The sequence below is a fragment of the Pseudarthrobacter sp. DSP2-3-2b1 genome (assembly GCF_049895945.1).
Taxonomy (GTDB): Bacteria; Actinomycetota; Actinomycetes; order Actinomycetales; family Micrococcaceae; genus Arthrobacter.
In genome coordinates this window covers 125,651-148,896 of record NZ_JAFCTI010000002.1, presented here as the reverse complement: position 1 = coordinate 148,896, position 23,246 = coordinate 125,651, and the positions used below count along the sequence as shown (strand labels likewise).

Annotated in this window: 22 protein-coding genes; 18 read left to right on the top strand and 4 right to left on the bottom strand. The window is 67.0% G+C overall.

Annotation, left to right across the window (positions count from 1 at the left end):
• Positions 1-49: 49 nt before the first annotated feature.
• Genes ACP7AX_RS03275 through ACP7AX_RS03245 form a run of 7 tightly spaced genes read left to right on the top strand, consistent with a single transcriptional unit; the run spans position 50 to position 7,541 of the window.
• Positions 50-1,054, top strand: a complete 1,005-nt coding sequence (locus tag ACP7AX_RS03275; protein WP_131682600.1) for a tetratricopeptide repeat protein — start codon at positions 50-52, stop codon at positions 1,052-1,054.
• A complete protein-coding gene (locus ACP7AX_RS03270) occupies positions 1,054-2,151 on the top strand; it encodes an NADH:flavin oxidoreductase/NADH oxidase (RefSeq protein WP_426225373.1) in 1,098 nt (365 codons plus the stop codon). Before ACP7AX_RS03275 ends, ACP7AX_RS03270 begins: the two co-directional genes overlap by 1 nt.
• Before the next feature lie 57 nt (positions 2,152-2,208).
• The gene (locus tag ACP7AX_RS03265) at positions 2,209-3,003 is read left to right on the top strand and encodes an ATP-binding cassette domain-containing protein (RefSeq protein WP_131682598.1); all 795 of its coding nucleotides are present in this window, start codon (positions 2,209-2,211) and stop codon (positions 3,001-3,003) included.
• Positions 2,985-4,556, top strand: a complete 1,572-nt coding sequence (locus ACP7AX_RS03260) for a transporter (protein WP_426225372.1) — start codon at positions 2,985-2,987, stop codon at positions 4,554-4,556. The genes ACP7AX_RS03265 and ACP7AX_RS03260 overlap by 19 nt, the downstream gene beginning before the upstream one ends.
• Positions 4,557-4,581: 25 nt before the next feature.
• Positions 4,582-5,364 carry a glucosamine-6-phosphate deaminase gene (nagB, locus tag ACP7AX_RS03255; protein ID WP_426225371.1) on the top strand — a complete coding sequence of 261 codons (783 nt, stop codon included), beginning with the start codon at positions 4,582-4,584 and terminating at the stop codon, positions 5,362-5,364.
• A 51-nt stretch (positions 5,365-5,415) separates the two neighbouring features.
• Positions 5,416-5,757: a DUF3039 domain-containing protein gene (locus ACP7AX_RS03250; protein ID WP_066292415.1), complete on the top strand. Its 342-nt coding sequence runs from the start codon at positions 5,416-5,418 to the stop codon at positions 5,755-5,757.
• Complete coding sequence (locus tag ACP7AX_RS03245) at positions 5,757-7,541, top strand: DEAD/DEAH box helicase (protein ID WP_426225370.1); 1,785 nt, start codon at positions 5,757-5,759, stop codon at positions 7,539-7,541. Before ACP7AX_RS03250 ends, ACP7AX_RS03245 begins: the two co-directional genes overlap by 1 nt.
• 42 nt (positions 7,542-7,583) lie before the next feature.
• Here the strand turns inward: ACP7AX_RS03245 and ACP7AX_RS03240 are convergent, their stop codons facing one another.
• Positions 7,584-8,222, bottom strand: coding sequence for an isochorismatase family protein (locus ACP7AX_RS03240; RefSeq protein WP_426225369.1), 639 nt, complete (start codon positions 8,220-8,222; stop codon positions 7,584-7,586).
• On the bottom strand, positions 8,222-9,550 hold the full coding sequence (locus tag ACP7AX_RS03235; RefSeq protein WP_131682593.1) for a nicotinate phosphoribosyltransferase: 1,329 nt from the start codon (positions 9,548-9,550) through the stop codon (positions 8,222-8,224). The genes ACP7AX_RS03240 and ACP7AX_RS03235 overlap by 1 nt, the downstream gene beginning before the upstream one ends.
• A 155-nt stretch (positions 9,551-9,705) precedes the next feature.
• On the opposite strand from ACP7AX_RS03235, the gene clpS reads away from it, so the two are divergent.
• The 6 genes from clpS to rdgB all read left to right on the top strand — a co-directional run bounded on the left by clpS (position 9,706) and on the right by rdgB (position 14,028).
• Positions 9,706-10,089, top strand: a complete 384-nt coding sequence (clpS, locus tag ACP7AX_RS03230; RefSeq protein ID WP_131682592.1) for an ATP-dependent Clp protease adapter ClpS — start codon at positions 9,706-9,708, stop codon at positions 10,087-10,089.
• Positions 10,082-10,648: a DUF2017 family protein gene (locus ACP7AX_RS03225; protein ID WP_131682591.1), complete on the top strand. Its 567-nt coding sequence runs from the start codon at positions 10,082-10,084 to the stop codon at positions 10,646-10,648. The genes clpS and ACP7AX_RS03225 overlap by 8 nt, the downstream gene beginning before the upstream one ends.
• A gap of 68 nt (positions 10,649-10,716) precedes the next feature.
• Positions 10,717-11,781 (top strand): glutamate racemase, encoded by a 1,065-nt coding sequence (gene murI / locus ACP7AX_RS03220; RefSeq protein ID WP_131682590.1) that lies wholly within the window; start codon positions 10,717-10,719, stop codon positions 11,779-11,781.
• Entirely contained in the window at positions 11,778-12,575 is a 798-nt protein-coding gene (locus ACP7AX_RS03215) for an MBL fold metallo-hydrolase (protein ID WP_131682589.1), read from the top strand. The genes murI and ACP7AX_RS03215 overlap by 4 nt, the downstream gene beginning before the upstream one ends.
• 29 nt (positions 12,576-12,604) lie before the next feature.
• Positions 12,605-13,363, top strand: coding sequence for a ribonuclease PH (gene rph / locus ACP7AX_RS03210; protein ID WP_131682588.1), 759 nt, complete (start codon positions 12,605-12,607; stop codon positions 13,361-13,363).
• An 11-nt stretch (positions 13,364-13,374) separates the two neighbouring features.
• On the top strand, positions 13,375-14,028 hold the full coding sequence (gene rdgB / locus ACP7AX_RS03205; protein WP_426225368.1) for an RdgB/HAM1 family non-canonical purine NTP pyrophosphatase: 654 nt from the start codon (positions 13,375-13,377) through the stop codon (positions 14,026-14,028).
• 98 nt (positions 14,029-14,126) lie between these two features.
• Here rdgB and ACP7AX_RS03200 read toward each other — a convergent pair whose 3' ends face one another.
• A complete protein-coding gene (locus ACP7AX_RS03200) occupies positions 14,127-14,900 on the bottom strand; it encodes a VTT domain-containing protein (RefSeq protein WP_131682977.1) in 774 nt (257 codons plus the stop codon).
• A gap of 141 nt (positions 14,901-15,041) precedes the next feature.
• Here ACP7AX_RS03200 and ACP7AX_RS03195 point away from each other — a divergent pair, with 141 nt between their 5' ends.
• Both ACP7AX_RS03195 and ACP7AX_RS03190 read left to right on the top strand, forming a co-directional pair.
• A complete protein-coding gene (locus ACP7AX_RS03195; protein ID WP_131682587.1) occupies positions 15,042-16,052 on the top strand; it encodes an exonuclease domain-containing protein in 1,011 nt (336 codons plus the stop codon).
• A gap of 75 nt (positions 16,053-16,127) precedes the next feature.
• Complete coding sequence (locus ACP7AX_RS03190; protein WP_426225367.1) at positions 16,128-16,646, top strand: DUF4395 domain-containing protein; 519 nt, start codon at positions 16,128-16,130, stop codon at positions 16,644-16,646.
• Here the strand turns inward: ACP7AX_RS03190 and ACP7AX_RS03185 are convergent.
• Positions 16,633-17,715 carry an ADP-ribosylglycohydrolase family protein gene (locus ACP7AX_RS03185; RefSeq protein WP_131682585.1) on the bottom strand — a complete coding sequence of 361 codons (1,083 nt, stop codon included), beginning with the start codon at positions 17,713-17,715 and terminating at the stop codon, positions 16,633-16,635. The genes ACP7AX_RS03190 and ACP7AX_RS03185 overlap by 14 nt on opposite strands.
• Before the next feature lie 169 nt (positions 17,716-17,884).
• Here ACP7AX_RS03185 and ACP7AX_RS03180 point away from each other — a divergent pair, with 169 nt between their 5' ends.
• The 3 genes from ACP7AX_RS03180 to ACP7AX_RS03170 are packed head-to-tail and all read left to right on the top strand — an operon-like array spanning position 17,885 to position 23,195.
• Complete coding sequence (locus tag ACP7AX_RS03180; protein WP_426225366.1) at positions 17,885-18,847, top strand: MIP/aquaporin family protein; 963 nt, start codon at positions 17,885-17,887, stop codon at positions 18,845-18,847.
• 56 nt (positions 18,848-18,903) lie between these two features.
• Positions 18,904-20,091, top strand: a complete 1,188-nt coding sequence (locus ACP7AX_RS03175) for an exonuclease SbcCD subunit D (RefSeq protein WP_426225365.1) — start codon at positions 18,904-18,906, stop codon at positions 20,089-20,091.
• Positions 20,088-23,195: an AAA family ATPase gene (locus tag ACP7AX_RS03170; protein WP_426225364.1), complete on the top strand. Its 3,108-nt coding sequence runs from the start codon at positions 20,088-20,090 to the stop codon at positions 23,193-23,195. The genes ACP7AX_RS03175 and ACP7AX_RS03170 overlap by 4 nt, the downstream gene beginning before the upstream one ends.
• Positions 23,196-23,246 lie beyond the last annotated feature (51 nt).

Here is a 23,246-nt window from a genome sequence, read left to right as displayed (position 1 = left end):
CCCTCACGCAGTACCCCCGGCAGCGGCCGGAGTGGCTAGAGTGGAAAGCATGAGTTCGCCAGCTTCCCGCCCCGTCCCTCCAGCCGCTGCCAGCCTGCTTAACCTGCGTGGCGCCGTCGACCTTTCTTCCCTGAAGCAGCGGCAGGCGCCGGCCGCAGGTGCGGCCACCCCACCCGCCGGCCCGCCCGCTCCCGGCGGTTCAGCCCCGGGTGCCGGAGGGGCCGACGCCGGGGCCGCGCCCCTGCGCGTTGACGTCACCGAAAGCAACTTCCAGGAGCTGGTGGAACTTTCTGCCCAGGTTCCGGTTGTCATCGCGCTGTGGGCCGCTTATTCGCCCGAATCCGCCGCGATGCTGGACACCCTCGAACGCGTGGTCAACAGCTTTGCCGGCAGGCTGGTTTTGGGAACCGCGGACATCGACGCGTTCCCGCAGCTGGCACAGGCGTTCCAGGTCCAGGCCGTCCCCACGGCCGTCGCCGTCCTCAAAGGCCAGCCGGTGCCCCTCTTCCAGGGCGGCGCGGAGGAACCCCAAATCCGGGGCATCCTGGATGAGCTGCTGAAAGTGGCAGCAGCGAACGGGGTGACGGGCAGCCTGGGCGGGAACACTCCGGAGGATGCTGAGCCTGCGCCGCTTCCGCCCCTGCACCAGGCCGCATTCGACGCCATCGAGGCTGGCGACTATGAGGCTGCGGCGGTGGCCTACCGCCAGGCCCTGCTGGAAATGCCCGCCGACGCAGAAGCCAAGGCCGGCCTGGCCCAGGTGGAGCTGATGGCCCGGCTGCAGCCGCTCTCGGCCGGCGATACGGAGGCCCTCCGGACCCGCGCCGCCAACGAACCCGACAACCTTGACGTCCAGCTCAGTTTGGCGGACCTGGACGTGGCCGGCGGCCATGTGGAGGATGCCTTCAACCGGGTGGTCAGTTTTATTGGCCGGAACTTCGGCCCCGAACGGGAAACGGCCCGCGTCCGCCTTCTTGAGCTCTTTGACGTTGTGGGCACCACCGACCCCCGTGTTGGCAAGGCGCGGCAGGGACTGGCCAGGGTCCTCTTCTAGTGCCGGCCCTTTTCGAGCCGTTGAAGCTCCGCTCGCTGGAGTTGGCGCACCGTGGCTGGGTATCACCCATGTGCCAGTACAGCTGCGGTCCCGAAGCCGCCCCGGGCGTGCCGAACGACTGGCACCTGATGCATCTGGGCTCCTTCGCCACCGGCGGCGCCGCGCTCATCCTCACCGAGGCGGCCGCCGTCAACCCGGAGGGCCGGATCAGCCCCCGCGATGCCGGGCTGTACAACGACGAACAGGCCGGGGCCTGGCAGCGGATCACCGGATTTGTGCACCGCCACGGCGCCGCTGACACCAAAATCGGTGTCCAGTTGGCGCACGCCGGGCGGAAAGCATCAACATACTGGCCGTTTTCCGGGCAGCGGGGGAGCGTGCCGGAGTCCGACGGCGGCTGGGCCACGGTGGGTCCCTCGCCGTCAGCGTTCGACGGCTACGCCAAACCCGCCGCGATGACCGAAGGGCAGATCCACGGGGTCATCAGTGATTTCTCTGCCGCGGCCGTCCGTGCCGTGGACGCCGGATTCGACACCGTTGAGATCCACGGGGCGCATGGCTACCTCCTGCACCAGTTCCAGAGCCCGCTGATCAACACCAGGACTGACTCCTGGGGCCGCACGGAGGAAGGCCGCAACCGGCTGATGCTCGCTGTCATTGATGCGGTGCGCAACGTCATCCCTGATTCGATGCCCCTGCTGCTGCGCATTTCGGCGACAGACTGGGCGCGGGGCGGGGTGGATCTCCAGGCATCGGTCCGGCTGGCCGCCCAGGCTGCGGAGCGCGGCGTTGACCTGATCGACGTTTCCAGCGGAGGTGCTGTGGCACACCAGGACATCAAGCCCGGTCCGGGCTACCAGACAGGCTTCTCTGAGCGGATCCGCCGGGAAGCCGGCGTGCCCACCGGCACCGTGGGCCTGCTGACCTCTGCGGACCAGGCCGAACATGCCGTGGCCACCGGACAGGCCGACGGCGTGTTCATTGCCAGGGCGGCGCTCCGCGACCCGCACTGGTGGCTCCGCGCTGCGTTCCAGCTGGGACACGAGCTCCCATGGCCCCCGCAGTACCGCCGTGCCATGCCGCGGCATTCGTTCTAGGCGCCTTCGGCTATTCGGCTCCGCGCCCGGACCAAGCCCAGGCACTACGCTGGCTGTATGACTGCTCCGCATCCTGATCCGGTGCTTCCCGCCGGCACGGTCCCCGCCCTGTCCATCCGCGGGCTCGCCAAACGTTTCGGCGGCAAGATTGCCGTGGACGGCATCAGCCTGGACGTCCCGGCCGGTTCCTTTTTTGGGATCGTTGGTCCCAACGGCGCCGGCAAGACCACCACCCTGTCAATGGCTACGGGCCTGCTGAGGCCGGACTTCGGCACTGCGGTGGTGCACGGGGTTGACGTCTGGACCAGGCCGCTGGAAGCCAAGAAGCTGATGGGCATCCTGCCGGACGGGGTGCGCCTCTTTGACCGGCTGACCGGCGAACAACTCGTCACCTATGCGGGGCTGCTGCGCGGCATGGACAAGGACGTGGTGGCCTCCCGCGTGGGCGAACTGTTGTCCGCCCTGGACCTTGGCAATGATGCCGGGACATTGGTGGTGGACTACTCGGCAGGTATGACCAAGAAGATCGCGCTCGCATCCGCCCTGATCCATGCTCCGCGGCTCCTGGTGCTGGACGAGCCCTTTGAATCTGTGGATCCGGTCTCGGCATCAAACATCCGCGCCATCCTGGACCGCTACGTTGCCTCAGGCGGGACGGTGATCGTGTCCAGCCACGTGATGGACCTGGTGCAGCGGATGTGCGACCACGTGGCCGTTGTTGCCGCCGGAAGGCTGCTGGCCGTGGGAACAGTTGATGAAGTCCGCGCCGGGGAGTCGCTGGAGGACAGGTTTGTCCAGCTGGTGGGCGGGCGCAACCACACGGAAGGCCTGGAATGGTTGCGCACCTTCTAAGGCTGAAGCTGACCCTGCTCCGGAACGGCCTCCGCCGCAGCCCGTGGCAGCTGGTGGGCATGGCCTTCGGCGGGCTGTATGCGCTGGGGCTGGTCGGGGCGCTGGTGGTGGCTCTGGTGCTGCTGCGCCGGGCTGATCCGGAACTTGCCCACCTTGCCGTGGTGCTCGGTGGTTCGGCTGCCCTCCTGGGCTGGGGCATTGTTCCCATCGCGGCCTCGGCAGTGGACATGACCCTTGATCCTGCGCGCTTCACCACTTCTGCCATCCCCATGCCGCAGCTCCTGACCGGCCTGGCGCTCGGCGGGCTGATCGGAATCCCCGGCCTTGCCACCGCCTTGGTGGCGCTGGCAACTGTGTGGACGTGGGCGCGGGGCCCGCTTCCGGCGGCCGCGGCGCTGGTGGGCGCCGCGCTGGGCGTCCTGAGCTGCATCGTCCTTTCCAGGGTGGTGACCACAGCAACCACCAGCCTCGCTTCGTCGCGGCGGTTCAAGGATGTCAGCGCCGTTGCTTTTATGATCCCGCTGGTCCTCATGGGGCCGATTGTGGCGGGTGTCAGCCGGGGCATAGCAGCCTCGGCAGGGTTCCTCACCGAGCTGGCGGCCACGCTGTCCTGGACACCCTTGGGGGCGGCATGGTCACTCGGCGGGGACGTCGCCGCCGGCCGGCCCCTTGAAGCCGCCATCAAACTCCTTATCGCAGTGGCCACGCTGGCAGGCCTGGCGTGGTGCTGGAAGCTGCTCCTGGAGCGCGCCCTGGTCAATCCGCCGTACGCCGGCAGCGGGAGCCGGAAGGGCGGAAAGCTGGGTCTTTTTGGTGTGTTGCCGGCCACTCCGGCCGGTGCCGTGACTGCGAGGTCACTGACGTACTGGATACGCGATCCCCGCTATTCCGGTTCCCTGGTGGTGGTTCCGCTGCTGCCCCTGCTGCTGGTCTTCCAGGGCAGCCAGTCCGGCGACTACGGGGCGCTGGCCATGGCAGCACCGCTCTCTGCGTTTCTGCTGGCCTGGTCCATTTCGGCGGATGTCTCCTACGACAACACAGCTTTCGCGCTGCATGTGGCCACGGGGGTGCGGGGCGTTGAGGACCGGCTCGGGCGTGCGCTTGCCTGCCTTGCCTTCGGTCTTCCGGTGGTGCTCATTTTCGCCATTGGCCAGGCGTTTTTCACGGGCGCCTGGGGAGCGTTGCCGGGCCAGCTAGGCCTCAGCCTGGGTGTCCTGTTCACCGGACTGGGGCTGTCCTCCGTAGTATCGGCCCGCTACACCGTGGCTGTTCCGTTGCCCGGCGACAGCCCGTTCAAAAAGCCCCCGGGCAACGTAGGACAGACCCTTGCTGTGCAGTTCGCCGGCATGGGCATCCTCAGTCTGCTGGTCCTGCCCGAGGTGGGGCTCTTCATCGCGCAGATGGTGACCGGCAACCCCGTCTTCGGATGGGCCAACCTGGCCGTGGGCCTGATGCTGGGGCTGGCATTGTTTGGAGCGGGCATCCGGCTGGGTGGAAAGTGGCTTGATGCCCGCGGGCCCGAACTGCTCGCCCAGCTCACCGTGAACCGCTGAATCCGGCCAACGAAAGGTCTGGTCCATGGAAGTCGTGATCCTCCCCGGCAGCAAGCAGATCGGAAAGCTGGCGGCCGCTGCCATCGAGGAGCTGCTGCGGAAGAAACCCGAGGCCGTGCTGGGCCTGGCTACGGGGTCCTCGCCCCTGCCCGTCTACGACGAACTGGCCGCGAGGCACAGCCGCGGCGGCCTTGATTTCAGCAGGGCACATGCTTTTGCGCTGGACGAGTATGTGGGGCTGGAACACGGGCATCCGGAATCCTACCGGGAAGTGATCCGGCGGGAGTTCACCAGCAGGGTGAACATTGATGAAACCAATGTCCACACGCCCGACGGCGCCGCGGAAGACCTTCCCGCAGCCTGCCGTTCGTATGAGGACGCCCTGCAGGCAGCGGGCGGGGTGGACCTCCAGCTTCTCGGTGTGGGAACCGATGGCCACATCGGTTTCAACGAACCAGGCTCCTCCCTCGCGTCCCGTACCCGGATCAAGAGCCTGATCGAGCAGACCCGGCGGGACAACGCCCGGTTCTTTCCGGGCCTGGCCGCGGTGCCGCACCACGTGGTCACCCAGGGGCTGGGCACCATCATGGAGGCCCGGCACGTGGTCCTGGTGGCCACCGGCGCCCGGAAGGCCCCGGCGGTCCGCGACTTTGTGGAGGGCCCCGTTTCGGCGTTCTGCCCGGCGTCGATCCTGCAGTTCCACCCGCATGCCACCATCCTGCTGGACGAAGCCGCCGCGTCCTCGCTGAAGCTTGCAGACTTCTACCGGCACACCTACGAGCACAAACCTGCCTGGCAGGGACTGTGAGGACGAAACGGTCCGGCCGCCGTCGAGCGTCCCCATCCCCGGGAGGCTAAGATGGATGCCATGACTAGCATGACGGACCCTCTCGAAAACGACCCGATGCGCGAGCTTTCCGGGGCTGGAACGTCCACGGCCACCATCGAGCGCGAAGAGCTGCGCCAGGAAGTGGAGCCCGGAGACCGGGAACGCTTCTCGCACTACGTGCGCAAGGAAAAGATCATGGAATCCGCGCTGACGGGTGAGCCCGTCATTGCCCTGTGCGGCAAGGTATGGACGCCCGGCCGGGATCCGCAGAAGTTTCCGGTGTGCCCCATGTGCAAAGAGGTTTATGAAGGCCTCCGCCCGGGCAACGACGGCGGCAAGGGTCCCGGAGGGGACTCAGGCAACAACAAGTAGTGACGGAGACGCTCTTTGGCGGCCCCACCCTGCCCCCGGCTTATCCGGAACGCGCAGCCTGGGGAACCGCCCAAAAACTCCGTGCCTGGCAGCAGGAAGCACTTGATCTCTACTTCAGGACCGGTCCCCGGGATTTCCTCGCAGTAGCAACCCCCGGCGCCGGTAAGACCACGTTCGCCCTGCGCGTGGCCTCCATGCTCATCGAATCCGGGGCAGTGAACCGGGTGACCATTGTGGCGCCCACGGACCACCTGAAGCGGCAGTGGGCTGATGCTGCCGCCAAGGTGGGCATCGCCATTGATCCGAACTTCAAGAACGCCGACGGCCAGCACGGCCGCGGCTTCGTCGGTGTGGCGGTCACGTACGCGCAGGTCGCCAGCAAGCCAATGCTGCACCGCGCCAAGACGGAGGCCGCACGCACCTTGGTGATCCTGGACGAGATCCACCACGGCGGCGAGGCTTTGTCCTGGGGTGATGGCCTGAAGGAGGCCTTCGATCCTGCGGCGCGGCGCCTGTCCCTGACGGGTACGCCGTTCCGTTCGGACACCTCACCCATCCCGTTCGTGGAGTACGCCGAGGACCGCGACGGCATCAGGCGCTCCAAAGCGGACTACACCTATGGCTACGGCAACGCCCTGCGGGACCACGTGGTCCGGCCGGTCATGTTCATGGCCTACTCCGGCCAGATGCGGTGGCGCACCAGCGCCGGCGAAGAGATGGCTGCTTCCCTCGGCGAAGCCGCTGTTACCAAGGACATCACCGCCCACGCCTGGCGGACAGCCCTCAACCCCGCCGGCGAATGGATCCCGGCAGTCCTGGCCGGAGCCGACAAGCGCCTCAGTGAAGTGCGCCGCACCGTCCCTGATGCCGGCGGTCTGGTCATCGCGACGGACCATGAGGATGCCAGGGCCTACGCGGGCCAGCTTAAGAAGATCACCGGCGAATCACCCACAGTGATCCTCTCCGACGACGCCAAGGCGTCCAGCAAGATTGAAGAATTCGCCACCAGCGAGAAACGCTGGATGGTGGCCGTTCGTATGGTCTCCGAAGGCGTGGATGTGCCGCGCCTGTCCGTGGGCGTCTATGCCACGTCCACGTCCACGCCTCTCTTCTTTGCCCAGGCGGTGGGACGCTTTGTGCGTGCCCGCAAGCGGGGTGAAACCGCCTCGGTGTTCCTTCCGTCGGTGCCGGCGCTGATGGGACTGGCAAACTCCATGGAAATGGAACGGGACCACGCCCTGGACCGCCCCGAGAAGGAGGACGGTGACGGACTGTTCTCGCCCGAGGATTCCCTGATGGCCGAGGCCAACCGGGAGGACAAGGCCTCGGACAGCCTGACCAAAGGCAAGTTTGAAGCCCTGGATTCGCAGGCGTCCTTTGACCGGGTCCTGTTCGACGGCGGCGAGTTCGGCACCGGGGGAGAGGTGGGCTCCGAGGATGAACTTGATTTCCTGGGCATCCCCGGGCTTCTGGATGCCGAGCAGGTGGGCACCCTCCTGCGGCAGCGCCAGCACGAGCAGCTGAACCGGAAGAACCGGCGCTCCCCGGTGGCTGAACCGGCCGCCGCGGCACCGGCAATTCCTGACCACCGGATGCTGATGGACCTGCGGAACGAGCTGGCCAAGAACGTGGCGGCCTGGTCGGCGCGGACCGGGACCCCGCACGGGGTGGTGCACACCAAGCTCCGGACAGTCTGCGGCGGGCCGCCGGTGGCGCAGGCCAACGAGGAACAGCTGCAGTCGAGGCTGCGCAAGCTCCAGGACTGGTTCATCGGCCGGAAGTGATCAGCCGGCCGGGAGCCCAGGAAGCGAACCCGCCGGAAGTGATCAGCCGATTTCGACGCCGCCGAGCTCCATTTCGGCAACAGCATCTTCGAGGTCCTCGGCAATGCCAGCCGTCAGTGACCGGATGACCGTCACCGAGTACCCGGCCTGGACCGCGTCCAGGGCGGTGGCCATGACGCAGTAGTCGGTGGCGATCCCCACCACCACCACATCTTCGACGTCGTGGCTCTGCAGCCAGTCGTCCAGCCCGATGGCGTCGTCCGCCGGCGAGTAATCCGTTGCGTCGGCGTCGGCGGGGAGGGACCCGGCCAGCCGTTCGCCGGTGGGGACGGCATCCTCAGGTGCGAGCAGGCCCTCAAAACCGGAGTACGCTGCGGCGAACTGTCCTTTCTGGAAATAGGCCTGGATGTATTCCGTGTCCAGGTCCGGGTGCAGTTCGGCGCCCCGCGTTCCCGCGACGCAGTGGGGGGGCCAGCTGTCCTTGAAGTCCGGGGTGTCGGAGAAGTGCGCACCGGGATCGATGTGCCAGTCCTGGGTTGCAACAACGTGGTCGAACTCGGTGTGGTGGGCGTCAACATAGTCACTAATGGCCGAAGCCACGTGGGCGCCGCCGGCCACGGCCAACGAACCGCCCTCGCAGAAGTCGTTCTGGACGTCGACGATGATCAGGGCGCGGGACATCAGTTCTCCTCGTAGATGGTGGGGATGGCCGGCTCGCCGCGCTGCAGGCGGTTGACCACGGCGGGCAGCTCGGTCATGGTGTCAGCATGCCGCTGGCGGGCCCGCATGACGCCTTCATGCCCGGTCCAGCCGGGCAGCAGCTCGCCGTTCTTCATAAACTGCTGCAGCAGGGGCCTGTCGTTGCCGTCGTCTTCGGGCCGGTGGCCGATCCCGACGATTTCCTGGGTGGCCGTACCGCGCTCGTTGAGTTTGCGCAGCGCATACTTGCGTCCGCCCATGCTGGTTTTGTTCTTGGCCGCCTTGGCCACTGAGATGAAATTGCCGGCGTCGTCGGTGCGGCTCACCAACTTGTAGACCATGCTGGCGGTGGGCGCCCCCGAGCCGGTCACCAGCGACGTGCCCACTCCGTAGGAATCCACCGGAGCGGACTGAAGCCCGGCGATGGCGAATTCGTCAAGGTCCGAGGTGACCATGATCCGGGTGTTCTCATTGCCGAGCTCGTCCAGCAGCCGGCGGACCCACTGTGCCTGGGCCACGAGGTCGCCGGAGTCGAGGCGGACGCCCCCGAGTTTCGGCCCCGCCAACTCAACGGCCGTCCGGACGGCCGTTTCGACGTCGTACGTGTCCACGAGCAGTGAGGTGCCTTCCCCCAGGGAGGCGAGCTGGGCCTCGAACGCCTCGCGTTCGGTGTCGTGCAGGAGGGTGAAGGAGTGCGCGGCGGTTCCCACGGTCTTGATGCCGTAGCGGATGCCTGCCTCGAGGTTGGAGGTGCTGTGGAATCCGGCGATGACGGCGGCGCGGGCGGAGGCGGTGGCCGCCTCTTCGTGCGTGCGCCGGGAACCCATTTCGATGCAGGGCCGGGTGCCGGCCGCGGTGACCATCCGCGACGCGGCGGAGGCAATGGCGCTGTCATGGTTCAGGATCGAGAGCACGTACGTCTCTAGCATGCACGCTTCGGCGAACGTGGATTCGACAATGAGGATGGGGGAGTTGGGGAAGTAGGCCTCGCCCTCGGGGTAGCCCCAGATGTCACCGGTGAACCGGTAATTTGCCAGGTACTCCAGGGTGTCCTGGTTGACCACGCCGGTCCGGCCCAGGAAATCCAGCTCCGCTTCGCCGAAGCGGAAGTCCGCAAGGCCCTCGAGCAGCCGCCCGGTACCGGCCACGATCCCGTACCGGCGGCCGTCGGGCAGCCGCCTGGCGAAGGCCTCGAACACCGACCTGCGGTGGGCGGCGCCGGAATGCAGCGACGCCTGCAGCATGGTCAGCTCGTAGTGGTCTGTGTACAAGGACGTGCGGGGATGGTCCCAGCCGGCAGGGGTACTCACAAAATTCACTCTAGTCCCCGCCGGCTCCCACGTCTCGCTTCGCTTCGCCGCGGGGCCCTCGCCGCCGTGGGCCCACCCACCGGCTCCCACGTCTCGCTCCGCTTCGCCGCGGGGCCCTCGCCGGCGTGGGCCCATCCTCCCCATAGAATGGACAGATGACCATAAGCGTTGCGCCCGGCCCTGGTACAAGGGAGGGGACCCGGACCGGCACTGATGCCTCCACCGATTCCCTGACCGCCCCGGACATCCCGTGGAACCTGGTGATCTGGAATGACCCGGTTAATCTGATGAGCTATGTCAGCTACGTGTTCCAGAGCTACTTCGGTTATTCGGAGTCCAAAGCGAACAAGCTGATGATGGAAGTCCACAAAAAGGGCCGCTCGATCGTTGCCCACGGCAGCAAGGAGCAGGTGGAGCGGCACGCAGTGGCCATGCACGGCTTCGGATTGTGGGCCACCGTGGAAAAGGCCAGCGGCGGAAACGGCGGGAATTCAAAGAAATCCGGCGGATCCGGCCAGGGCAAGGGGAAACGTGGCTAAGGCATTCAAAAGCGGACTCAAAGGCATCACCGGATTCCTGGAACCGGCTGAACGGGAACTGCTCCGCAGCCTGATTGACGATGTCATCTCCATGCTTCAGCCGGAGGAGCGCGAGAACCAGGATCCGCTGGCCGCACTGATCGGGCTGGACATGGACGTCCGCGAACCGTCGGACAGAGCGGTCAAGCGGCTGCTGCCCAATGTCATGAAGGACGACGACGGCGCGTCCCTGGAGTTCCGCCAGCTCACCGAACGCTCGCTCCGGGAAACCAAGATCGGCGCGCTGCGCGCCGCCGCGCTGGACCTGGACAAGGACGAAGTGGTCCTGACCGCCGAGGGTGCACGGCACTGGTCCATGGCCCTGAACGATGTCCGCCTCGTGCTGGCGGAGCGGCTGGACATCCGTGACGAGGAGGATGCCGAGCACGTCCACCTGATGCAGGACTGGTCCCAGGCGGAGGACGTGGAAAGCTACCTCGCGCTGGTGTACAACTTCACCACCTGGCTGCAGGAGTCGCTGGTCCAGGCGATGCTCCAGTCGCTCGATTCACGCTCCTGAACCGCGCAGGCGGTCCCGGCAGGGACCATACTGTGACACATTCGACATGAGTCGGCCGCCACAATGTGATGGCTGCGGACTCAGGGAAGACCTATCCTCGAATAATCATGACAACAGCCTCGAGCATGGATCCTTCAGTGGCAGCAGCGCCGGACTCCGCCGCCGGCGAAACCGCCGGCCAGGTGGGGTCCCGCCCCATTGGGGTCTTTGACTCGGGCGTCGGCGGCCTGACGGTGGCGCGCTCCATCATCGACCAGCTGCCCAACGAATCCATCCTTTACGTGGGGGACACCGCCCACGGCCCGTACGGGCCGCTGCCCATCGCCGAAGTCAGGGCGAACGCCCTGGGCGTGATGGACGAACTGGTGGATTCCGGCGTCAAGCTCCTCACCATTGCCTGCAACTCGGCGTCGGCCGCTGTCCTCCGGGACGCCCGCGAACGCTACACAGCCCGGTACGGCATACCCGTCATCGAAGTGATCCAGCCGGCTGTGCGGCGCGCAGTTGCCGCCACGCGCAGCGGCAGGATCGGCGTCATTGGCACGTCCGCCACCGTAGGTTCCCGGGCCTACGAGGACACCTTTGCCGCCGCGCCGGACCTGTCCATCACCTCCGTGGCCTGCCCGGAATTCGTCAATTACGTTGAAGCCGGCATTACCATGGGTCCGGCGCTGCGGGCACTTGCCGAGGAATACCTGGCGCCCCTGAAGGCCGCCGGCGTTGACACCCTTGTGCTCGGCTGCACCCACTATCCGTTGCTGACGGGGGTGATCTCCCTGGTGATGGGCGACGACGTGACACTCGTGTCCAGCGCCGAGGAAACAGCCAAAGACGTGTACCGCGCCCTTGCCACCCATGACCTGCAGCGCACTGAGGTCAGCGCGCCCGAACACCACTTCATTGCCACAGGTGACGCCGCCCAGTTCGAGGCCCTGGCCCGCCGCTTCCTGGGCCCGGAGGTCCTCTCCGTCCAGCACGTGGATCACGTCGCCGCCCAGTACCCCACAGGAAGCCTTGCCCGGATCACTCCCGAGATGGTGGCAGCCGCCCAGAACGCCGCCTCCGGGCGAACCGCAGGGCCAAGGATTTCGAACTTTGTCAGCACCCACAGGGCCGGAGGTCCTGCCCTGTGAAGCTCACCATCGTTGGCTGCACAGGCTCCTTTCCCGGCCCCGGCTCACCGGCGTCGTGCTACCTGCTGACAGCCACCGACGGCGAGCGGACGTGGAAGATCGTGATGGACCTGGGCAGCGGGGCGCTGGGTGCAATCCAGCGCTACACGGACCTCGAGGACATCGACGCCATCTTCCTCACCCACCTGCATCCTGACCACTGCATGGACCTGTGCGGCCTGCACGTGGCTGTCCGGTGGAAGCCGGGCGGCTGGGGGCGGGGCAGGATCCCGGTGTGGGGACCCGCCGCAACCGCGGACCGGATGGCCACCGCCTACGGGCTGGAGCTGGATCCAGGAATGCATGAGGAATTCGACTTCACCAACTGGACCGAGCGGGAGTCCGTTACGGTGGGGCCCTTCACGGTGACGCCATTCGCAGTGAACCACCCGGTGGAGGAGGCCTACGCCCTCCGGGTCGAGGCAACGGAGCCGGACAAGGACGGCCGTAAGGTCTCCCGGGTGCTGACCTATTCCGGTGATACGGATTCCTGTGCAGGCCTGGAAGAGGCGGCCAAGGACGCTGACCTGTTCCTCTGCGAAGCCGCGTTTGAGGAAGGCCGGGACGATTCCATCAAGGACGTGCACCTGACCGGTAAGCGGGCGGGTGAGGCAGCGGCCGCGGCAGGTGCGCGCAGGCTCCTCCTCACGCACATCCCCGTCTGGACGTCACAAACCACCGTGATGGCCGAAGCAAGGCCGGTATTCGGCGGCGATGTTGCCGTTGCCGTGGCCGGGGTTCACTACACGATTTAGCGGGCCGGGGAAGTCGATAAGCTAAAGCCATGACTTCAGAAGCAACAGCAGTGCCCGTAATTCGCGCCGACGGCCGCGCCCCCGATCAGCTCCGCCCCATCAGCATCACCCGGGGATGGTCGAAGCAGGCAGAGGGATCGGCCCTGATCGAGTTCGGCAACACCAGGGTCCTGTGCACCGCTTCGCTGACGGCAGGTGTGCCCCGCTGGCTCAAGGGCGAGGGCCGCGGCTGGGTGACGGCCGAGTACGCCATGCTTCCCCGCGCCACCAACACGCGCTCCGACCGCGAATCGGTCAGGGGAAAGATCGGCGGGCGCACCCACGAGATCTCCCGGCTTATCGGCCGGTCGCTCCGGTCCATCATCGACACCAAAGCCCTGGGCGAGAACACCATTGTCCTGGACTGCGACGTCCTGCAGGCCGACGGCGGAACCCGCACCGCGGCCATCACCGGAGCCTACGTGGCGCTGGCCGACGCCATCCGCTTTGCCCGGGACAACAAGCTCATCGCCAAGAACGCCCAGCCGCTGATCGACACCATCGCCGCCGTCTCGGTGGGCATCATCGACGGCGTGCCCATGCTTGACCTGCCCTATGTCGAGGACGTCCGCGCCGAGACCGACATGAACGTGGTGGTTACCGGCTCCGGGAAGTTCGTGGAGGTCCAGGGCACTGCCGAGGGCGCACCCTTTGACCGGGACGAGCTCAACCAGCTGCTGGACCTGGCACTGCTGGGGACCACCCAGCTGGCTGCCATCCAGCGGGAAACCCTCGCTGACGCCCTGTGATCGCCGGTTCTGTGAATCCGGACGCTGACGGTGCCGTGGCTCCGCGCCTCGTCCTGGCCACCCACAACCAGGGCAAGCTGCGGGAGCTTCGGGACCTCCTCCGGGGCCAGATTCCGGGGCTCGACGTCGATACCCAGGTTGTGGATGCCGCCGCGGCCGGTGCGCCGGACGTCGTCGAAACCGGTGTGACGTTCGCCGAGAACTCGCTGTTGAAAGCCCGCGCCGTTGCCGAGGCTACGGGTCTGGTGGCGATTGCCGACGACTCGGGGCTGGCGGTTGACGTCCTGGGCGGTGCGCCGGGAATCTTCTCCGCGCGATGGGCCGGCCGCCACGGCGATGACGCCGCCAACCTGAGGCTGCTCCTGGACCAGCTTTCCGATGTGCCGGACGGCTATCGCGGAGCGGCATTCGTGTGCGCCGCTGCCTTGGCCGTGCCGGGGGCGGACTCCGGCCGCGAAGTGGTGGAGTACGGCCAGTTGGAGGGAATCCTGCTCCGGGAACCCCGCGGTGAGGGCGGCTTCGGCTATGACCCCGTCCTGCAGCCGGTGGGGGAGAGCCGCAGCTGCGCGGAGCTGACCTCCGAGGAGAAGAACGCGATCAGCCACCGCGGCAAGGCCTTCCGGGCCCTGGTGCCTGCCATCGTCGAGGCTCTCGCCCGGCAGTAGGCGGGACTGCGCAGGGGCCCGCGGCGGACCTGCTGCCAGAGACTTAATCACGTGAGGGGCCCTGCGATGCAGGGCCCCTCACGTGTGCTTCGGACTGCTTAGTCCAGGTTGGTCTTGCGTTCCTCCACGGGAGCGTGTTCCTCAATGAATTCGTCGATGGCGTCAGTACCGAAGTGCGCGGCCTGGCGCTTGGCTGACAAGCCCTTGAGGACCTCAACGCCGATGGGGATTACGGACAGCAGGACAATGGCGATGAAGATGATGTCCAGGTTCTCGCGCACCCACGGAACGCGGTCGCCCAGGAGGTAGCCGAGGAGTGTCACTCCGCCGCCCCAGAGCACGGCGCCAATCACGTTGTAGAGGAAGAACTTCCGCTTGCTCATCTGGGCCACGCCCACAATCACCGGCACGAAGGTCCGGATAATCGGCACGAAGCGGGCCAGGATCAGGGCCTTGCCGCCGTGCTTTTCGAAGAAGGCGTGCGCGCTCTCAACGTTCTCGCGCTTGAACAGGCGGGAGTTCGGCTTGTTGAAGATCGCAGGGCCTGCCTTGGAGCCAATGAAGTAGCCCGTCTGGTTGCCGATGATGGCCGCGATGATGATCAGCAGCGACAACAGCCAGACATTGAATTTGATGGTGTCGGTGGCCACCAGCAGCCCGGCCGTAAACAGCATCGAATCGCCGGGGAGGAAGAACCCCACCAGCAGGCCGGTCTCGGCGAAGACGATCCCGCACACCAGCAGTACCACCCACGGGGCAAGTGCAGGATCGGCCAGGAAGATCTGGGGGTTCAGCCAGTCGGGCAGGAAGGAGGCCAGCTGCGGCTGGACCGGTCCTGCTCCACCCAGCATGGGCACGGCAAAGTCACTGATCGCAAGGAAGTTCACCTCCCTAGGGTACTTGACGCAGGCAGGGGTCCCGTGTGTGCAGGGGGATGCCGGCACTGGTGATTTCGGTGACAGGGCCGCCCCGGTGACACGGGAACGGCCCTGTCCGGCGGTAAAGTGTGGGCCGTGGGTTTGGACTTTACGGCGATCGACTTCGAGACTGCCAACGGCTTCCGTGGTTCACCGTGCGCGGTGGGCCTGACGAAAGTCCGGGGCGGACGCGTGGTGGACGAGGCGTCCTGGCTGATGCGGCCGCCGTCGGGCCATGACCACTTCGAGTACCACAACGTCCGGATCCACGGCATCAGGTCCGAGGACGTGGCAGGCCGCCCGCGGTTCGGTGAGCTGTTCCCGGAGATCGGCGCCTTTATTGGCGACGACATCCTGGCCGCCCACAATGCCGCCTTTGACCTCGGCGTGATCCGGTCCGGGCTGGAGGTTTCCGGGCTGCGGGGCCCCGCCTATGACTATGTCTGCACCGTAATGCTTTCCCGGCGCTGCTATTCGCTGGTCTCCAATTCCCTGCCGTTCGCTGCGGAGGAAGCCGGCGTGCCCCTGGTCAACCACCACGACGCCGCGGAGGATGCCCGTGCGTGCGCCGGCATTCTGATCGATATCGCAGGGCGGAACAACGCCAACAGCATCGCGGAACTGTACCTGTCGCTGGGACTTGAGCTGCCCCGTCAGCACGCCTTCGATCCGGCACGTGATGGGCTCTCCAAAGCGAGCCTGGCCGCGGTTTCGGGCGGCGGCAGCAACGGAGCGGCGCTGGTCAGGCCTTTCCTGGCAGGCTGGCCGGAGGAAGGTCCCAACCCCGTGCCTAATGCCGACGCCGAACCGTCCCATCCGCTGTATGGCCAGACCGTAGTTTTCACCGGCGAGCTCGCCATGGCCCGGCCGGAAGCCAAAGTGCGCTCTGCGGAACTGGGTGCCCGGCCGGAGAGCCGGGTGACTGCCCGCACCACGGTGCTGGTGGTGGGCGACGGGTTTGTGGCCGCGGACCTGCGCTCCGGAAGGCTGACCGGCAAGGCGCGGCGTGTCCTGGAGCTGCACGACCGCGGCCAGGCCATTGAGGTTCTGTCTGAAGGCGAGTTCCTGCAGATGGTGGGCGGCTACGCCCCGGTGCCGGGGCGTTAGGCCCAGGCGGTCCTTCGGCGTTCATGCGGCGCAACAAATCTTTCCTGCGGGGCAGCAGGCTCCTAGCCTTGCAGGATGAGTACCCCTAACGGCACCGGGGCCACCGGAATCAACTGGTCCGCCGTGTTTGCCTTCCCGAACCCCGTCAACGAGTACGCGGCGCGGATCACCGCCGGACTGGTGGTGCTCCTTGCCGGCGTGACACTCTTGACCGGTTCCGGGTGGGGGCTGGTGCTGCTGGCTGCGGGATTCTGGCTGCGCGTGCTGTTCGGACCGCGGATTTCACCGCTCGCCCTGCTCTCGGTCAAGGTCCTGGCGCCCCGGCTGGGCCGGGCGCTCCTGGTTCCCGGACCGCCCAAGCGCTTTGCCCAGGGCATGGGCACGGTGGTGTCCACCACTGCGCTGATCCTTTTCGCTGCCGGTGCTGCCCCGGCCGCCTGGATTGTGCTGGCGGTCCTGATCGCCGCGGCCTCACTGGAGGCCTTCGCCGGTTTCTGCCTGGGCTGCGTCATCTTCGGGCAGCTGCAGCGCCGGGGCCTGATCCCCGAGGACGTCTGCGAGGCCTGCAACAACGTCACACTCAGGCGGTCGTAACACCCACCAGCTGATCGGCCATACCCCGGATGACCTCCGGCGCTTCGAGCGCCCCAAGCCACTGCTCCGGCAGGCAGTCCTCCCCGTAGAAAGCGCCCAGGATATTTCCGGCAATTGACCCGGTGGAATCGCTGTCGCCGCTGTGGTTGACGGCCAGCGAAACGGCGGCCCTGAAGTGCGCCTGCGGTGAGCCGCCGGAGCCGGCCTGCGGCGCTGTGGCCAGGACCGCGTAAAGCCCGACGGCGAACGCTTCCTCGGCGACCCAGCCCTCACCCAGGTGCCGGACCAGTTCCTCCGGTGTGAGGGCAGCGGACCCGGCCAGCCGGAGTGCGGCTTCCAGCCGCTCCGGCAGTTCAGCTGCCACCTCCTTTACACCGCGGACCTGCTCGAGAACCGCCTCCGCAGCAACCTTCAGGCTGTCGCCGGACACCAGGCGGTGGATCAGCAGGCTGAAGCCTGCGGCACTCTGCCGTGCGGACGGATGGCCGTGTGTCAGGGAGGCGGCGTCGGCACTGAACTTCCAGACGGCGTCGGCCGATATGTGGGGAATGAGGCCGAACGGAGCCGAGCGCATGACTGTTCCACAGCCCTTCGAGTCCGGGTTGACGGGCCGGAAGACTGTTCCCATCTCCCCGCCCGCCAGCCCGGAGAGGCACGCGTTTCCGGGCGCGCGGCGGTGCCTGAGGACCTCGTGGCTGTCGATCCACCGCGGCGGGGGCGCCGGGGCGGCCGGGTGTGCAGGCTCGCCCTGGGTATCCAGCCAGCGGAGGTAGGCCAGCCACAGGCAGGCGTTCACGTCCGCGCCCACCCCGTCATTGGCCCACTCGAGTGCCTCCACCAATCCGTCAACGGTGTACAGCGTCATCTGGGTGTCGTCCGAAAAGTGGCTGCCGCCGTCGAGCGCTGTCAGATCAGTCAATCCGTCCGGTCCGAAACGTCGCCGGATGGCCTCGATCGAGTCGAATTCCACCGCGTAACCCAGGGAATCTCCCAAGGCGCCGCCCAGGAGGCAGCCATGGATGCGGGATTTCAGCGAGGGCGCCCCAACGGCGCCTTGATCGATGCTCATGACAGCAAATTTACCGTGGCGGCAGGGCTCCCGGGTGCCGGGCGCTAAGCTCGGACTCAGCCAATGTCCAGAATCCCTTGGCAGAATGCAATGGCCCCCACAAATTTCCGCGGCCCGGCGTGTTCGCACCCCGCCGCAGTGACACCGCTTTGATAAGGACTGCCCCGCCATGACCATGCCCTTGCCCGTCCACCGTGATCCCGCTCCGGCGCCAGCAGCGGGCAGTCCCGCCCAGGTCCGCCATGGGCTGGCAGCCAGGCTCTCCGCGGAAGCCTTTGGCAGCCTCTTCCTCGTGGTCGCAGGCCTGGGTGTGCCCTTGTTCTCCATCCCGCAGTCCAGCCCGCTGCCCGCGGCGCTCGCAGCAGGCCTGGCCGTGACCGCAGCAATGCTGGCCGTGGGCTACGTTTCCGGCGGACACTTCAACCCTGCCGTGACAGTGGGCCACGCGGTTGCCGGCCGGATCCGCCTTGCCGACGCGGCCGCTTACATCGGCGCGCAGCTTGTAGGCGGCCTCCTGGGCGCACTGGCCCTCTTCGGAATCCTCCGGACCCTTCCGGGCATCCAGGACAGCAGGACCGCGTTCGACACCGTCACGGCCGGCTTTGGCGAGCACTCGATCATTCAGGCCCCCCTCGCAGCGGTGCTCCTGCTGGAAGTACTTGGCGCCGCCATCCTGGTTGCCGTGTTCATCGGTACCACCAAGGACAAAAACAACAACAACACGTCCGCCGCCGTTGCCGTGGGCCTTGCCTTCGCCGTCCTGCTCCAGCTTGGCCTGTCGGTGGGCAACGCCCCCTTCAACCCGGCCCGCGCCACCGCCTCCGCCGTATTCAGCTCCAGCTGGTCCCTTGAGCAGCTGTGGGTGTTCTGGGTCGCGCCGCTTGTGGGAGCCGCCATCGCAGGCCTGGTCTTCCGTGGCTTCGCCGAACCGGCGGCAGCGTCAGGCCTTCCTGCAGGGGACGCCGGGTCGAACGCCGGTGAAACTGCCCACGACGCCGGGGACGCCGGGTCTCCGGAGGTCCGGGAGACCGCCGTGCCCGCCACTGCTCCTGCCGGCTCTGCCGTGGTCACTCCGGAGGAGCCGGAGAACCGGGACGAGGCACGTGAATTCTTTGACGGGAAGCGCGGCTAGGACGGTCCGCTGCGGCGGTTGCCGAAACTGTCAGTGGCAGCCGATAGCTTAGGAACATGCGGTTATTGCACACATCGGACTGGCATTTGGGCCGGTCGTTCCACGGCGTCGGGATGCTGGAGGCCCAGCGGGACTTCGTCGATCAGCTCGTCAGCGCCGTCGCCGAAAATAAGGTCAACGTCGTCCTGATTGCCGGTGACGTCTACGACCGCGCCCTGCCGGGCGTCGACGTCGTGGGATTGCTTGACGAGGCCCTGGTCAGGCTGACCTCCGCCGGCGCCCACGTGGTGCTGACAAGCGGCAACCACGATTCGGCCATCAGGCTGGGATTCGCCTCCCGGCTCCTGGAGCGGGGCGGCGTCCACCTGCGTACCCGTGTGGCGGATCTGGACAAACCCATCATCCTGCCGCTTGAACCCGCTGCTGGCAAGCAGGGGGCGGACAGCGCGGTCCTGGCCATCTACGGGATTCCCTGGCTGGAACCGCGTCTGGTGGGTGAGCAGCTGGGGGTGGAGCCCGCCAGCCATTTCGAAGTGACGCGCGCCGCCACCAACCGCATCCGCACGGACCTTGCGGAGCGGAGCAAAGCCGGTGCGGTCCACTCCGTGGTGCTGGCGCACACCTTTGCCAGCGGTGGAATCAGCTCTGACAGCGAGCGTGATCTCAGCATCGGCGGAGTGGGGGCCGTGCCCCTGGATCTCTTCGATGGCTTCAGCTATACCGCGTTGGGGCACCTGCACGGGCGCCAATCCCTTTCGCCGGGCGTCAGATACTCAGGCTCCCCGCTGGCCTACTCGTTCTCAGAAGCCAAGCACACCAAGGGCAGCTGGCTGATCGACGTCGGCCCGGACGGCGTCAACGGCGTCTCGGAACTGACGTGGGAACCGCCCCGGAAGCTAGCCGTGCTTCGAGGCGAGATCGCGGAATTGCTGGAGTCCGCTGAGCACGCGTGGGCTGAAGGCGCGTACTGCCAAATAACTTTGACGGATCCCCATAGGCCACAGCAGGCCATGGAACGGCTCCGGGCCCGCTTCCCGGACACCCTGGTCCTCGGTTTTGATACGCAGGGCGGCGCCACCAGGGCAGCGGCAAGCTACAGCAGCAGGCTTGCCGAAGCCCAGGACGATCTGTCTGTTTGCTGCGGCTTCCTGGATCATGTCCGGGGCCGGGAAGCCGATGAGGCTGAACGGGCGGCCCTTGCTGTTGCCATGGACAACGTGCGCCTCCGGGAGGCATCGCTGTGAGAATCCACCGCCTGAAAATTTCGGCGTTCGGGCCCTTTGCCGGCACGGAGGAAATCGACTTCGACAGGTTGAGCGCCCACGGGCTGTTCCTCCTTAACGGCCCCACCGGAGCAGGCAAGACCAGCGTCCTTGATGCAGTCTGCTTTGCCCTGTACGGATCCGTCCCGGGTGCGCGCCAGGAAGGCAAGCGGCTCCGCAGCGATCACGCTGAGCCTGCCCTGGAACCGGCCGTCACGTGCGAGTTCTCCGCCCAGGGCCGCCATTTTGAGGTCACAAGGTCCCCGTCGTGGGAGAAGCCCAGCGCCCGGGGCAAAAACGGTTTCACCACCCAGCAGGCCAAAACCCTGCTCCGGGAACGGATCGGCGGCGCCTGGACAGAGAAGTCGGGGCGGAACGACGAAGCAGGCGCTGAGATCACGGCACTGCTGGGCATGGACCGCGAGCAGTTCACCCGCGTGGTGATGCTCCCTCAGGGCGATTTCGCTGCCTTCCTGAGGTCCAAGGCCACGGACCGACTGGAACTGCTGCAGAAACTCTTCGGTACCCAGCGGTTCGAGGCGTTGGAGCAGGAACTGTCGGCACTGTCCCAGGCTGCCCGGAACGATGTAGCCCGGTTGAATGCGGAGCTTGAGCTGCTCTGCGCGCGCGCTGAAGCGGACGCCTCGCCATTGGCCCTGGAGGATTCGGGCGTGGATGGCCAGGCGGACCCTGCCGGCCGGATCGCATGGCTGCAGACAGAAGCAGCACGCAACGCAGCCGGACTCTCCTCAGCCGCGGTGGCCGCGGCGGAAGCGCACAGGCTTGCATCAGGCCAATTCGAAACCGAAGTTGCGCGGCGGGAGAGACGGCGCCGGCTGGCAGCCGCCGCGGCCCGCAAGGCGGCTGCTGAGCTGGCTGTGCCAACTCTTGAGCTGCAGGCCGGCCGGCTCGAACAGCACCGCCGCGCCGAGGTGCTCCGGGGGCAGTTGCAGGCTGTAGAGGCGAGCGGGAACCAGGTACGGCATGCGGCAGGGGCCATGGAATCGGCGCTCACCCTGCTGAGGATGGCTGTGGAGGAAGAACCCGAACTCGAAGAGCTGGACCTCGGCGCGTTGGACGCTGACCGGTTGGCTGGGGCCTCGACTGAGGATGGCGGTCCGGGCGTCACCGGGTCCCTTGATATCGCCGGTGAGCTCAGCCGGCTCCGGTCGCTGCTTGCCGTGGTGGAGGCCCGGCTGCCGGACGAGGACCGCCTCGCGGAGCTGAGCGCGCGGCGCCGGTCCCTGGTCGCGAAGCAGCACGAACGCTCACAATCTGATAGCGAACGCGGCGATATGCTGGAAAACCTGCGCTTGGATCTCAAAGGTCTGGCTGCCGGGCTTCCGCCTCTGGAGGAGCTGGCCGCGGCCGCGACGCTCCACGCCAAGGAAGCGGATGCCGCAGACGAACTTGTTGAGGTTGTCCGCCGGTACCGGGCTGCCCTGGCCGCCCAGGAGGTAGCAGCGGGCCGCCACTCTGCGGCCCGGGAAATACAGCTGGTAAAGAAGCTCCACTGGCTCGATCTTCGGGAGGAAAGGCTCGCCAACGCCGCGGCGGAACTCGCCGCCCACCTGGTCGAGGGGGAGTCCTGCCCCGTCTGCGGCAGCGAGGAGCATCCGGCTCCTGCCGAAGCGGCGGCCTCCGCGCTGGGGCTCGGCCAGGCCGAAGAAGCGGCCCAGCAGGACCATGAGGCGGCAGAGACGAAGCTGGCGGCGCTGACCAATGCGCTTGGTGACGCCAACCAGCGGGTGGCCGTCCTGGCCGGCCAGGGAGGGGCCACCCCCGAAGAAGAAGCACTGCAGGCCGCTGACGCTGCCCGCACCGCCGCCCGGGCAGCACAAAGTGCAGTGAAAAGCCTGGCTGACATCAAGAAAAAGATCCAGGCAAAGGAGGCCAGGATTACCGCCCTTGAGTCTGAGACCCACCTCGCGGCGTCGGAACTTGCCCGGGTATCCGTTGCCATAGTGGAGGTCGCGGATCAGCTTGCCTCGCTGGAGGAAGCACTCGCCAGCCTGCGGGGCCGGCATCGCAGCCTCGCCAACAGGCTGCGTTCCCTGCAGAACGCCGCGGCCACTCTGGAGAAGACCCTGACGGCACAGGCCCAACTGGACAAGGCCGAAGCCCGCGCCCGTGAAGCACGCCGCCAGCTGGAGAAGGCGCTGCCGGAGGCGGGCTTTGGCTCGGCTGCGGATGCCCTTGCGCAACTGCTGGCGGAGACCGAGGCTGCTGCCCTGCTTGCTGAACTTCGTGCCGGGCAGGATGAGCAGGCGCGGATCGCTGAGCTTTTCGCCTCGGAAGAACTGGTGCTGGCACAGCAGGAAGCGCTGGCCAATCCGGTGGCAGAGGAATCTTTGGAAGCCGCCAGGGAAGCGGAGCTGAAGGCCGCCGCTGACCAGGCTGCCCAGGCGGCCCGGGACGCTGACCTCGCCGCAGCCATGGCCTCGCGCTGTGTTGAATCGCTGTCGGTCATACGGAAGGAGTATGAACGGCTCGCCGGAACCGGACGGGAGCCAAGGGAACACTCCCGGCTGCTGACCGCACTGGCCGATACCGCGGCAGGCCGTGGAGAGAACACCTACCGCATGAGCCTGAACAGCTACGTCCTGGCGGCACGGCTGGAACAGGTGGCACTGGCGGCTTCGGAACGCCTCGTTGCCATGAGCGATGGACGCTACCTGCTGCAGCATTCCGATGCCAGGGCCGCACGCGGAGCGAAGTCCGGGCTGGGCCTGGAGGTGGTTGACCAATGGACCGGGCACCGGCGGGACACTTCTACCCTGTCCGGCGGCGAATCCTTCATGGCGTCCCTCTCCCTGGCGCTGGGACTGGCAGACGTTGTCCAGCAGGAGGCCGGCGGAATCCAGATCGAGACGCTCTTTGTGGACGAAGGGTTCGGCAGCCTGGATGAACAATCCCTGGAACAGGTCATGGACGCCCTCGAAGGACTCCGTGACGGTGGGCGAGTGGTGGGCCTCGTCAGCCACGTCGGCGAGATGAAGCAGCGCATCGGCACCCAGCTCCAGGTCCTCAAGGGACGCAATGGCTCCACCCTCAGGATCTCCGACGCCGCGGAAGTCCTGGTCTGACGGATGCACACCGCCGGCGGTAACTGGTAGTTCATGCAGCAGTCAGTGTCC

Excerpts from the sequence above, each read along its gene's own strand:
- ACP7AX_RS03190 (WP_426225367.1), top strand. The coding sequence starts at position 16,128 with ATGAGTACCCCTAACGGCACCGGGGCCACCGGAATCAACTGGTCCGCC.
- ACP7AX_RS03265 (WP_131682598.1), top strand. The coding sequence starts at position 2,209 with ATGACTGCTCCGCATCCTGATCCGGTGCTTCCCGCCGGCACGGTCCCC.
- ACP7AX_RS03250 (WP_066292415.1), top strand. The coding sequence starts at position 5,416 with ATGGATGCCATGACTAGCATGACGGACCCTCTCGAAAACGACCCGATG.
- ACP7AX_RS03260 (WP_426225372.1), top strand. The coding sequence starts at position 2,985 with ATGGTTGCGCACCTTCTAAGGCTGAAGCTGACCCTGCTCCGGAACGGC.
- murI (WP_131682590.1), top strand. The coding sequence starts at position 10,717 with ATGGCTGCGGACTCAGGGAAGACCTATCCTCGAATAATCATGACAACA.
- ACP7AX_RS03185 (WP_131682585.1), bottom strand. The coding sequence starts at position 17,715 with ATGAGCATCGATCAAGGCGCCGTTGGGGCGCCCTCGCTGAAATCCCGC.
- ACP7AX_RS03275 (WP_131682600.1), top strand. The coding sequence starts at position 50 with ATGAGTTCGCCAGCTTCCCGCCCCGTCCCTCCAGCCGCTGCCAGCCTG.
- ACP7AX_RS03240 (WP_426225369.1), bottom strand. The coding sequence starts at position 8,222 with ATGTCCCGCGCCCTGATCATCGTCGACGTCCAGAACGACTTCTGCGAG.
- nagB (WP_426225371.1), top strand. The coding sequence starts at position 4,582 with ATGGAAGTCGTGATCCTCCCCGGCAGCAAGCAGATCGGAAAGCTGGCG.
- clpS (WP_131682592.1), top strand. The coding sequence starts at position 9,706 with ATGACCATAAGCGTTGCGCCCGGCCCTGGTACAAGGGAGGGGACCCGG.
- rph (WP_131682588.1), top strand. The coding sequence starts at position 12,605 with ATGACTTCAGAAGCAACAGCAGTGCCCGTAATTCGCGCCGACGGCCGC.
- ACP7AX_RS03180 (WP_426225366.1), top strand. The coding sequence starts at position 17,885 with ATGACCATGCCCTTGCCCGTCCACCGTGATCCCGCTCCGGCGCCAGCA.
- ACP7AX_RS03175 (WP_426225365.1), top strand. The coding sequence starts at position 18,904 with ATGCGGTTATTGCACACATCGGACTGGCATTTGGGCCGGTCGTTCCAC.